The organism is Acidisoma sp., from assembly GCF_035492295.1.
Classification (GTDB): Bacteria; Pseudomonadota; Alphaproteobacteria; order Acetobacterales; family Acetobacteraceae; genus Acidisoma.
Map to the genome: position 1 here is coordinate 1 of NZ_DATJJK010000028.1, position 10,389 is coordinate 10,389.

The following is a 10,389-nucleotide window of genomic DNA, read 5'->3' on the forward strand; positions in this document are numbered from 1 at the left end:
GCCTCTGGCCAGACCCTGACCTTCGGCGACAGCACTGACAGCCTGACACTGACCGCGCCCACCGATTTCGCGGCGGCCATCGACGGGTTCCAGAACGGCGACAGCATCACGCTGGACGGTGTGACGGGCGCCACCGAGAGTTACGCTGACGGCACGCTGACCGTGACGGAAGGCGGCGTGACCGTCGCAACCCTCGCCATCACCGGCGACTATCAGACGAGCGATTTCACGGCGACCGAGAGCGAGGGCAACCTTGTCATTACGACTGACGTGCCTTGCTTCGCCGCCGGCACCCGCATTCTTACGGCTGAGGGTGAGATCGCGGTCGAGGCACTGAAGGTCGGCGACCAGGTGGTAACGGTGACTGATGGGGCGCGCCAGCTCTCCGAGGTGACCTGGATCGGCCATCGTCTGGTTGATCTCGCGCGCCACGCCGAGCCTGAGAAGGTCCGGCCGGTACGCGTGCTGCGCGGGGCCTTCGGCGACAACGTGCCGGCGCGGGATCTGGTGCTCTCGCCCGACCATGCGATCTTCGCCGAAGGGGTGCTGGTGCCGGTGAAATACCTGGTCAACGGCACGACCGTGCGTTTCGACCGCGCGATCAAGCGCGTTACCTACTTCCACGTCGAATTGACACAGCACGAGGTGCTGCTGGCGGAGGGTCTGCCAGCAGAAAGCTATCTTGAGACCGGCGGCCGCCGGATGTTCGAGAATGGCGGGCTGCCGGTGGCTCTGCATCCGGATTTCGCGCCGATGGCCTGGGACGTTCTGGGCTGTGCTCCGCTGATGGTTACCGGCCCGAAGGTCGATGCCATCACGGCTCGGCTGGCGCGCCGCGCCCATAGCGCCAAGGCCGCCTGACAAGAGGCGGTTCCGCTATAGGACAGGCGCCTCGCCCGTGCGGGCGAGGCGCCCAGGCTGGTGACAAGAACCGGGCCCCGCCAACGTCCGGATTTTGTCGCTGCCGATTGACCTGGATCAAGGCAACGTTTCACCTTCAGAAGGTTCAACTAAGAGGAAGAAAAGCAAAAACTCGCGGGCATTGAAGACATGCATCTCGGGAGGAATCCATGACCGTCATCTGCCCTTGGTGCGGGGCGGTCATCACGAGACGCCATAGAGAGTGCCCCGCATGCGGAGTGTTTCTGGTGCGTTTATCGATGCCCGCCATGGCTCCTGCGCGGCCCCATGCCCGCTCTCCCCGGGTTTTTTGGTTCCTTGCGGTGGTGCCCATTGTCTTCTGCGTCCTTCTTCCTGCCGGGGCGCTTGCTTTGCACAATTGGAACCAGGAACCCGCTGCTCCTTCGGTTCGCCAGTATGCGGACCCGGCCCTGAATCACGTGAGGACTGCGGGCATTGTCGCGTTACGCGCCAAGCTCGGTGTTTCGCGCCTTGAGAGCCTCAGCGAGGGCTCCATGCATATCAGCGCCGGGCACCTGATCACCCTATGCGGCCAGGCCAAAGTGATGGCGGCCGGAGACGACATTATTACAACCCGCTATCTGTCCATGGAGGGGCGTGGCGGTGGCACGAGGCTGGAGTTCCAGGACCCCGCCTTCGACGTCCTCTGGACCCGCTTGTGTCAAGGGAGCTACGGCGGCGGCTGGTGATCGCCCGCCCCAAATGAGGCTGCCTCCCGAGAAATGACGCGCCTAGCGTCTCGCATCCCATTCGGTCGCTCCACTGATCGACAAGCGAGATGCGCATATTATTTCGATGTAAAACCATCATTGTGGTCACCGGCTTTCCGGCATATGGCCAGTCCTGGCCTTCCCGGCTGAGACTGGTCCCGATCGCCGTGCACCGAGGCCCACGCCGTTCTTTGCATCTCGTGGTCGGGCAACGCTGCTTCGGCATAAAAATTGGCCGTTCCCACAGAGGATAGAGGTTGGCGCAACTGGCGGCCGAGATGCGGCGCCGGTCATGGCTCCGGTTATGCGATGGCGCCTGGGATTGCTTCCGTGCGGCGAGTCGCGCAGACCGGCCGCAGCATCGTGCCAAAACCGAGCCACAGGGCGACGGATGCAAGGGCGAAGCTTCCCAGCAGGTAGAAGGCCACCTGATAGCCCAGCATCTGCGCGAGCCAGCCGCCAATGGCGGGTGACAGGCTGGCGCCGATTCCCTGCACCGTCATGACGGCACCTTGGCCGACGTTCACGCGCCCGGTCCCTGCAAGCAGGTGAGCCACCAGACCGGGCACCGCGACGCTTTGCAGCCCTGCGCCGACGCCGTCGAGCGCCTGGACCGGCCACACGCCCCAATGCGCGATGATCGAACCGGCCAGAAAGCCCCGAAGGGGCAGAACGACGAAAGCGATGAGCAGGACGATCCAATAACCTTGCCGTTCGGCAAGCCGCATGGCCGCGATGGCGGCCAGAATCATCACGCCCTGGGCCACGACGATCGTGAGGGCTGTGAACATGGCCGGGTTGCCGTGTCCTGCGCCGACGACAGCGAGACCGTAGAGCGGCAGCATCGCCCCATTGCCGAGATGAAAGCAGGCGAGGGCGGCAGCCAGGATCACCATGGGTCGATTGCGCAGAAGTTCCCGAAAGCCCTCAGCGTGGCTCGGTGCCTGCCGGTCGTCGCTGCTCTCCAACCCGCGTGCCGCATGGTGGTCGATCGCGCGTTCCGGAATCGTCAGCACCGCCAGGATGGCCGCGATGCCGAAGGCCGCCGCGAGATAGAAGATGGCGGCCATGCCGAAGCGCCAGCCGAGCCAGCCTGAAAGTCCGGCACCGACCATGTTACCGGCATGGTTCCAGGCCTGATTGCGACCATTCTGCGCATTGAAGCCGTTCTGGCGGACAATCCCCAGCGTAATGCCGACGACCGCAGGGCCGATGGCGGCGCCTGCGACCGCGGTCGCGATCTGACTGGTAATGACCCAGACCCAGGATTGCGAAACAAGGACGAGGAAGGACGCAAGAATCGTGCAGATGCCGGTGATGATCACCACCCAGCGCTTGCGGGTCGTATGGTCGATGAAAGCGCCGGCAGGCGTCGTCATCAGCATCCCGGCAACGCCACCCACCGTCATGACGCTGCCGATTGGACCCGGCGTCCATCCCTTCTGTTGCAGGAAGACACCAAGAAAGGGACCGATACCGGCCTGAAAGTCCGCCATGAAGAAGTTCAGGGCCTGAAGGGCAAGTCTTGGCCGGCGGCCGATCGGCGCCGTGTGCGAGGAAGGCTCACCGGTCACAGCCACTCTCTCTCCTCGCTGCCCTGGCAGGGGTTTCGCCTGCGGGTATTCGTATCGACCGGCAATGACCTTCCGGGAGAGCGCCGAGCCGGACAACCGGCAATCGGGCGCCAAGCGGAATCGTGATCGTGCCGGTTTGGCGTCTGTCGTCCGCCTTGCGGCGGCGGGACCCTTCTGTCACTTTGAACAGGATGGTTCCCCCCTGCTCGGGGGCTAAGAGGGAACGCGGTTCGACGCCGCGGCTGCCCCCGCAACTGTAAGCGGCGAGTCTTCCGCCATGATGCCACTGGGGCGACCTGGGAAGGCGGCGGAGGGCCCTGACCCGTGAGCCAGGAGACCTGCCATCGTCGTAGGTCTGCGTATCCGCAGCGGGCGGGGTGTTTCGCTGTAACCGGCTTGGCCGCCTGCGGGTGGCAAGCGGCTCGGGATGCGAGGACAGCCCGACTGTGGAGGACTGTCTTGTCCCTTTTTTCTTCGCCCGCGGCAGGTTCGCGGCTCAAGCCGCGCATCGCCGGCATCTATGTTTTTCTGCTGCTCTTCAATCTTGGCGCCTGGGCCTGGGCCGTCGTGACCTTCCGCGGCAGCCCGCTGCTGCTCGGCACGGGCCTTCTCGCCTGGAGCTTCGGCCTGCGCCACGCGGTCGATGCCGATCACATCGCGGCCATCGACAATGTCACACGCAAGCTGATGCAGGATGGGCGACGGCCAGTGACGGTCGGGCTCTTCTTCGCCCTTGGGCATTCGGCGGTCGTGCTGATCGTGGCGGCCGCTATCGCGCTGACGGCTGCGGCCATGGAGACGCGATTCGAAGCCTGGAAGACCTTCGGCGGCGTGGTGTCGACCTCCGTTTCCGCCCTTTTCCTGTTCCTGATCGCGGGAATGAACATCGTCATCCTGCGCTCCGTGTGGCGGAGTTTCAGTCGGGTCCGGCGGGGTGGTGCGGCTCACCTGGAAACGCACGACCTGCTCGGCGGTCCGGGCGGCCCGCTCGCCTGGCTCTTCCGGCCGCTTTTTCGCTTGGTCTCGAGCCCGCTCTGGATGCTGCCGCTCGGCTTTCTTTTCGGCTTGGGCTTCGATACGGCAACGGAGGTCAGCCTGCTCGGCCTCTCCGCGACCCAGGCGGCGCACGGCGTGCCGATCGAGGCGATCCTGGTCTTTCCGGTGCTCTTCGCGGCGGGCATGTCCCTGGTCGACACGACAGACGGGATTCTCATGCTCGGTGCCTACGAATGGGCTTTCATCCGGCCGATCCGCAAACTCTATTACAATCTGACGATCACGCTGGTTTCCGTCATTGTCGCGGTGCTTGTCGGCGGCATCGAGGCGCTGGGGCTGATCGCGGACCAATTCGGCCTGACCCACGGATTATGGGCGCTGATCGTCGGCCTGAACGAGAATTTCAACGATATCGGCTTCGCCATTATCGGCGTCTTCATTATGAGCTGGCTGCTCTCTTTCGCCATCTACCGGATCAAGGGTTTTGACCGGCTCGATACGGTCTGAGGATTGCCGACGGGCGCCCCGGCGACGGGGCGCCCCTCCGTTTGCGTTACTGGGACGCGGCAGCCGCACCCAGGATTGCGCCGATCACGCCGCTCGTGACCGCCACCAGGAAATACTGGTTGTTGTACTGCACCCATTCATGGCCCGGGGGCGGCGCATAGAGGCCGTGGTGATGGTGCCAGTCATGAACGACATAGCGTTGACCCGGCGGCACGCGTTCGCCCTGGTGCCAGCCATAGCCCGGACCACCATGATGGGCCGGCGGCGGCTGGTAGTGATGCCCCTGGCCATTGTGACCCTGCTCGTGGGCTTGCCAATGTCCATTGCCCTGCTCGTGGCCCTGCCCATGTCCGTTGCCCTGCCACTGTCCGTTGCCATGACCGTTCCCGTTCTCATGCCCGTGCCCCTGTTGGGGCGGAGGCGGTCCCTGCTGGGCAAGCGCCATGGGGCTCGCAAACATGCTGAGCGCAAGCGTTGCGGATATCAGTCGCTTCATTCCTGTGTCCTTCAGCCTATTGACGCGAACGTCGGGTGGAATATCAGTCCGACAAGTGCCGTCGGTCGCACTCCAGGGATGAACGAGGCGGCAGCCGGCTTCCGCAGGCTTGGGCTGGGCCGACAATCGGCCGGGAATGCGGCCGGATTCATAACGGGCGGGAAACTCGCGAGGAGGGGTGGCATGCCGGTCGTTTACGTGACCCCTCTCGGCGACGATCGCTGGAGCCTGGACGCGCTCTCCTCACGCAAACGTGGCGCTGTCGCCCGTGCGACGTTAGGCTAGCGTGAAACAATTGTCAGTTTTTCTCTCACGCCCCCTCTGCATGAACCAATGAGTACGGCCAACCTGATACCGACCGCTAATCTGCATGAGCTTCTCGTGCGGGAAGTGGTCGACTATGCAATCTACATGCTCAACCCGACAGGCCATGTCGTCACCTGGAACGCCGGTGCCGCGCGGATCAAGGGCTATAGTCAGGCGGAAATTCTTGGCGCGCATTTCTCGCTTTTCTACACGCCTGAGGACCGCGCCGAGGGTGTGCCGGATCGCGCACTGCGCACCGCCGTTGAGACCGGCCGCTTCGTCGCCGAAGGCTGGCGGTGCCGCAAGGACGGCAGCCGCTTCTGGGCGATGGTGGTGATCGACGCGATTTATGACCAGGGTGTGCTGATTGGCTTCGCCAAGATTACGCGCGATCTGACCGAGCGGCGGCAGGCGCAGCTTGAACTAGAAGCCTCTCGCGAGCAGCTGTTTCAGGCGCAGAAGATGGAGGCTGTGGGCCAGCTGACCGGGGGCCTTGCGCACGACTTCAACAATCTTCTCACCGGGATCATCGGCAGCCTGAGCCTGATGGAGGCGCGGCTTGCGGCTGGGCAGACGGCCGAGCTCAGCCGCTACATCACGGCCGCCCAAGGGGCGGCATCCCGCGCCGCCGCGCTGACCCATCGGCTTCTCGCCTTCGCCCGACGCCAAACGCTCGACCCCACGGTGACGCAGGTCGACCGCCTGATCGGCGCGATGGCGGAACTGCTGCAGAACACCGTGGGCGATAGCATCGTCTTCAAGCTGGACTTCGCACCCGATCTTTGGCCGGTGCTTTGCGATGCCAATCAGCTCGAAGGCGCGATTCTCAACCTCTGCATCAATGCGCGTGACGCGATGCCGGCCGGGGGTTCGATCCGCATTGAAGCCGAGAACATGGTGTTGGACGAAGCGGAGGCGCGCAGCCAGGGCGTTCCGGCCGGCGCCTATGTCGCGATCAGCGTCATCGACGATGGCGCCGGCATGCCGCCCGACGTGTTGGCTCGTGCCTTCGATCCCTTCTTCACGACCAAGCCGCTTGGCCAGGGCACCGGTCTTGGCCTGTCGATGATCCACGGCTTCGCCAAACAATCGGGCGGTCAGGCGCGGATTTTCTCCGAGCCGGGCTGCGGCACCACGGTGCGCATCTATCTTCCGAACTTCACAAGCGCGAATAGCGCAGAGAGCATCGAGCAAGCATCCCTTGACCTGTCTTCGGCGGGAGCAGGTCAGGCGACCGTTCTGGTGGTCGACGACGAGCCGGCGATCCGGATGCTGATCGTCGATGTGCTCGGGGAACTGGGGTATCGTCTTCTGGAAGAAGGCGATGCCGCCGGCGGGCTCGCGGTGCTGCGTTCAGACCGGCCGATCGACCTGCTGATCACGGATGTCGGACTGCCGGGTGGCATGAACGGCCGGCAGATGGCCGATGCGGGGCGGGAACTGCGCCCCGATCTGAAGGTGCTCTTCATCACCGGCTACGCCGAGGCGGCGATCATGGGCGGAGGCCAGTTCGGCCCGGGCATGCAGGTGCTCGCCAAGCCTTTTGCGATGAACCTGCTGGCGGAACGGGTCAACGCCATACTGCGCTAAAGTCTCAATCGGTCTCCAATTTATTGATCCGGACGGCGCCGCGCGTGGCTACCAACGCCGGCGGTCCCGTGCCCTGGCCCAGAGGAACATCACGGCAAGCACGGCGACGACGAGCACCACCGCCTGGCCGAGCGTCAGCTGACGCATGAGCCGGAAGACGAGTCCGAAGATCAAGGCATGAACGATGGCGTTCTCGATCGAGCGGACCAGCCAGCCGACGCTGTCGGCGTGGCGGTAATAGGCGGAAAGCAGAAAGGCGGGATTCATGCGATGGGCTGGTCCTGGGCCGAGTTATCCGGGAAAGAGTTCGGAATTGACTTTGAAGGCGGCACGGCAGGCCGGCGAATTGTGCTGGCTAGCGTAATTGTTCTCACAATAGATCAGTTCCTTAAGAAAGGCCTTGTGGTCGTTTCGATACTCGCTCGCATGACTATCCGCGCAGGCGGAGAGCAAGACTGCAGAGCCGAGAAGGATGAAGAGTGTGTTCCGTGGCATGGACTTCTCCTTGTCAACGGTGGAGCGGCGGTCGTGGCCAACCCTACTTGATCACCGAGACAGTGGTTCGGGCGACCACACTCTAGAGCATGAGCGCGGTCGCATAGAGGCCGAAGCCGAAGACCGTATGCGCGACAAGGCCGAGGAACCGGGTCACGGTCGGAGCGGGCGTCTTGGAGGCCATCCAGCCCAGACCCAGGCCGGGCAGCAACAGGAACCACCCCGCCGCGATGGTCACGATGCCCCAGATCCAGGCGGGCCAGAAACTCGGATGCGCGAACCAGGCTGCCCCCACCAGGAAAGCGAGAATCACGCCGTAGAGGATGCCGACGAGATAGTGGAAGACCCAGCCGAGCGCTTGCTCATGCGCATAGGGTGCGGCTTGGCCGATGTTGTGGTGGAAGACCTGGCCGTGGCGGAGATGCCAGACCCAGCGCCCGACCGGCGCCCAATTGGGCCGGTTCTGGCCAGGAAAGCAGCTGAGGATGACGGCCCATACATCCATCAGGATCGTGGCGCCGAGGCCGATCACGATGCCACGCCACACAAGGTCAATCATCCGAATCACGCCTCTGCAGAAAGATGGTGCCGCAGATTGCGGCAGCGGCGCGGGCCTCGCAACTCCCCGGGGAGCGACAGGCAGCTCGGCCGCGCGCAATCGCGCAGCGGTTTCGTCCGCCGCGCTTTGCGGCACACATCGTGGCATCGGTCCGGGCGAGCCGCGCGGGCGGCGGACGGTACCGCCCATCCGCTTGCGGGATGCCGAACCTCGCCGAGACGGCGGTCAGGGCAGACCGCTGAAGGTAAGGGCCGTGATGCCCGTGCGGAGGTCCTCGGCCGTCGCGAATGCTTGGGCAATCTCATAGCCGGCGGCGCGCGGGTTTTCCAGCAGCCGCAGCAACTTCCGGTTGTCGGGGCATTTCCACTGTCTTGCGCAGAAGTCATATTTTCGAGAGCGTGGGGAAGGCAGCCGTGCAGGAGCTGCACTTCGCCACGAGGCACGCGTTGCCACATAAGCCTCGGACGGCCATCCGGCTCCGCGCTTGCGCTGCATGCGATGCGGATCGTCTCTTGGTCGAACTGCGGCCTGAATGGTTGAAAAATCCAAGAGGCCGAGGTCTAAAGATGTTGTATTCTGCGAATGATCCTCGAGGAGAGCTTGGCATGACGGTGTCCAGAAGAGGCCTATTGGCCATGAGCCTGCCGCTCGTCCTGGTAGCGGGCGGCGCACAGGCCCAGTCGGCTGGTGCAGGCGGGGGGCCGGGCACCATCAGCCAGTTCTACGTCGTGCTGCTTCAGGTCATGAAGCAAGGCCGGCAGACGGCTTTTCAGCAGCGTTACCAGACCCTGGCCCCGGCCGTGGACCAGGCCTTCGACCTTGAAGGCATCCTGAGGGTCTCGGTCGGCTCCTACTGGAGCAGCCTGCCTGATGGCCAGAAGCAGACGCTGCTGTCGGTCTTCCGTGCGTTCACCGTCGCGACCTATGTCTCGAATTTCCATTCGTATAAGGGCCGCGTCTTGACGGTGTCGCCCAATACGCGCGCCGTCGGCAGCCAGCAGGTGGTCTCCACCACCATCACCAAGCCCAATCGCGATCCGCTGCGGATTGATTATGTGATGCGCAACGAGGCGGCCGGGTGGAAGGTGGTGGATGTTCTGCTGGATGGGACCATCAGCCGTGTTGCCGTGCAGCGCTCGGACTTTGCCTCACTCGTGTCCCAGGGCAATGCAAGCCGCCTCATCGCCACGCTGAAGACCAAGGTCGGGAACCTCTCCAACGGTGCCATTTCGGCCTGAGCCGCGCCGGCGCAGCTCAGCCCAGGAGCCGCGCCACCGCCTCCGCCCAGCCGTCATGGTCATTGTCCGCGACGATGAAGCGGGCGTGGGCCCGAACCTCGTTCCGCGCATTGCCCATGGCAATGGCGAGGCCGCTGGCCGCGAACATCGGCAGATCGTTCGGCATGTCCCCGATTGCAGCCATATCGGCGGGCGCGATGCCCAGGCGCTGCGCGATGGCCAGCGCCGCTTCTCCCTTGTTCGCGCGCGGATGGGTCACATCCACGTAATAATCCTGCGAGCGCAGGACTGCGGCTTCTCCTCCGAGTGCGTTTGAGAGTTTGGAGGCGGCCAGGGCACAGCGGGCGAAATCAGGGCTCGATCCCATAACCTTGTGGACGCGGCCGAGATGCGGCGTGAAATCCTGCACCACCCGCCACTCCATGGCGATGGAGCGCTGCTCGCTCGCGATATAGGCCGCACGGTCGTTCCGCAGCAGCCATTCGCCGTCCGCGAAGACCCAGACGTCCAGCCCGTCCGCCTCCAGACGCGCCACCGCCTCGCGGCAGGCATCCGCGGGGATGGTGTGCTCGGCGATGGTTTTGCCCTCCTCGTCCTGCACCAGGGCGCCGTTGAAGCCGGCACAGGGCGTGTCCAGCACCAGCGGGCCGCGCAGCACCGCAAGCCCGCCGGGCGGACGGCTGCTGATCAGGGCGAGGCGGATGCCCGCCGCGCGCAATCGTGCCGCCGCCGCGATGGTGCTGGGGGCGAGCGTGCGGTCGTGGCGGACGATGGTGCCGTCGACATCGGAGACGAGAAGCCGCGGGTGCATCATCGCTTGAGCGGCAGGCTGTCCATGGCCGCGACCGTGGAGGCAAAGTCCACGATCCCGGCATCCGAGCCGAGACCGCCTGCGACCAGCGCACCGCAGGCGCCGGCAAAGCGGGCCGCACGCTCGATGTCCCAGCCATGGGAGAGAGCGGCGATGAGGCCGCCGGTAAAGGCGTCGCCGCAGCCT

The 10,389-nt window shown here is 64.7% G+C and carries 12 protein-coding genes and 1 riboswitch; of the genes, 5 read left to right on the top strand and 7 right to left on the bottom strand.

What is annotated here, in order from left to right:
- Together VL752_RS02185 and VL752_RS02190 are read left to right on the top strand one after the other, a co-directional pair.
- On the top strand, positions 1 to 861 hold an 861-nt coding region (locus tag VL752_RS02185), incomplete at its 5' end, for a Hint domain-containing protein (protein ID WP_325352096.1).
- 479 nt (positions 862 to 1,340) lie between these two features.
- Positions 1,341 to 1,610, top strand: coding sequence for a hypothetical protein (locus VL752_RS02190; RefSeq protein WP_325352097.1), 270 nt, complete (start codon positions 1,341 to 1,343; stop codon positions 1,608 to 1,610).
- Positions 1,611 to 1,933: 323 nt separating this feature from the next.
- On the opposite strand, the gene VL752_RS02195 is transcribed toward VL752_RS02190, so the two are convergent.
- Positions 1,934 to 3,211 (bottom strand): MFS transporter, encoded by a 1,278-nt coding sequence (locus VL752_RS02195; RefSeq protein WP_325352098.1) that lies wholly within the window; start codon positions 3,209 to 3,211, stop codon positions 1,934 to 1,936.
- A gap of 169 nt (positions 3,212 to 3,380) precedes the next feature.
- Positions 3,381 to 3,565, top strand: a riboswitch (cobalamin riboswitch).
- A 99-nt stretch (positions 3,566 to 3,664) separates the two neighbouring features.
- Between VL752_RS02195 and VL752_RS02200 the strand changes: the two genes are divergently transcribed.
- Positions 3,665 to 4,708 (top strand): HoxN/HupN/NixA family nickel/cobalt transporter, encoded by a 1,044-nt coding sequence (locus VL752_RS02200; protein WP_325352099.1) that lies wholly within the window; start codon positions 3,665 to 3,667, stop codon positions 4,706 to 4,708.
- A 46-nt stretch (positions 4,709 to 4,754) separates the two neighbouring features.
- Here the strand turns inward: VL752_RS02200 and VL752_RS02205 are convergent, their stop codons facing one another.
- The gene (locus VL752_RS02205) at positions 4,755 to 5,204 is read right to left on the bottom strand and encodes an RcnB family protein (protein ID WP_325352100.1); all 450 of its coding nucleotides are present in this window, start codon (positions 5,202 to 5,204) and stop codon (positions 4,755 to 4,757) included.
- A 333-nt stretch (positions 5,205 to 5,537) separates the two neighbouring features.
- On the opposite strand from VL752_RS02205, the gene VL752_RS02210 reads away from it, so the two are divergent.
- Positions 5,538 to 7,100, top strand: a complete 1,563-nt coding sequence (locus tag VL752_RS02210; RefSeq protein ID WP_325352101.1) for a PAS domain-containing sensor histidine kinase — start codon at positions 5,538 to 5,540, stop codon at positions 7,098 to 7,100.
- A 48-nt stretch (positions 7,101 to 7,148) separates the two neighbouring features.
- Here the strand turns inward: VL752_RS02210 and VL752_RS02215 are convergent, their stop codons facing one another.
- From VL752_RS02215 to VL752_RS02225, 3 genes are all read right to left on the bottom strand, one after another.
- Complete coding sequence (locus VL752_RS02215) at positions 7,149 to 7,367, bottom strand: hypothetical protein (RefSeq protein WP_325352102.1); 219 nt, start codon at positions 7,365 to 7,367, stop codon at positions 7,149 to 7,151.
- A gap of 24 nt (positions 7,368 to 7,391) precedes the next feature.
- The gene (locus VL752_RS02220; protein ID WP_325352103.1) at positions 7,392 to 7,595 is read right to left on the bottom strand and encodes a hypothetical protein; all 204 of its coding nucleotides are present in this window, start codon (positions 7,593 to 7,595) and stop codon (positions 7,392 to 7,394) included.
- A gap of 82 nt (positions 7,596 to 7,677) precedes the next feature.
- A complete protein-coding gene (locus tag VL752_RS02225; RefSeq protein WP_325352104.1) occupies positions 7,678 to 8,154 on the bottom strand; it encodes a DUF2938 domain-containing protein in 477 nt (158 codons plus the stop codon).
- A 605-nt stretch (positions 8,155 to 8,759) separates the two neighbouring features.
- Between VL752_RS02225 and VL752_RS02230 the strand changes: the two genes are divergently transcribed.
- A complete protein-coding gene (locus VL752_RS02230; RefSeq protein WP_325352105.1) occupies positions 8,760 to 9,392 on the top strand; it encodes an ABC transporter substrate-binding protein in 633 nt (210 codons plus the stop codon).
- A gap of 16 nt (positions 9,393 to 9,408) precedes the next feature.
- Here VL752_RS02230 and VL752_RS02235 read toward each other — a convergent pair whose 3' ends face one another.
- On the bottom strand, positions 9,409 to 10,206 hold the full coding sequence (locus VL752_RS02235) for a Cof-type HAD-IIB family hydrolase (RefSeq protein WP_325352106.1): 798 nt from the start codon (positions 10,204 to 10,206) through the stop codon (positions 9,409 to 9,411).
- Positions 10,203 to 10,389: PfkB family carbohydrate kinase (locus VL752_RS02240; protein WP_325352107.1), on the bottom strand; the 187-nt coding region annotated here is incomplete at its 5' end. The genes VL752_RS02240 and VL752_RS02235, both read right to left, overlap by 4 nt.

What these genes read in the sequence shown, in the direction of transcription:
- VL752_RS02220 (WP_325352103.1), bottom strand. Translation starts at nt 7,595, where the DNA reads ATGCCACGGAACACACTCTTCATCCTTCTCGGCTCTGCAGTCTTGCTC.
- VL752_RS02235 (WP_325352106.1), bottom strand. Translation starts at nt 10,206, where the DNA reads ATGATGCACCCGCGGCTTCTCGTCTCCGATGTCGACGGCACCATCGTC.
- VL752_RS02225 (WP_325352104.1), bottom strand. Translation starts at nt 8,154, where the DNA reads ATGATTGACCTTGTGTGGCGTGGCATCGTGATCGGCCTCGGCGCCACG.
- VL752_RS02215 (WP_325352102.1), bottom strand. Translation starts at nt 7,367, where the DNA reads ATGAATCCCGCCTTTCTGCTTTCCGCCTATTACCGCCACGCCGACAGC.
- VL752_RS02210 (WP_325352101.1), top strand. Translation starts at nt 5,538, where the DNA reads ATGAGTACGGCCAACCTGATACCGACCGCTAATCTGCATGAGCTTCTC.
- VL752_RS02205 (WP_325352100.1), bottom strand. Translation starts at nt 5,204, where the DNA reads ATGAAGCGACTGATATCCGCAACGCTTGCGCTCAGCATGTTTGCGAGC.
- VL752_RS02230 (WP_325352105.1), top strand. Translation starts at nt 8,760, where the DNA reads ATGACGGTGTCCAGAAGAGGCCTATTGGCCATGAGCCTGCCGCTCGTC.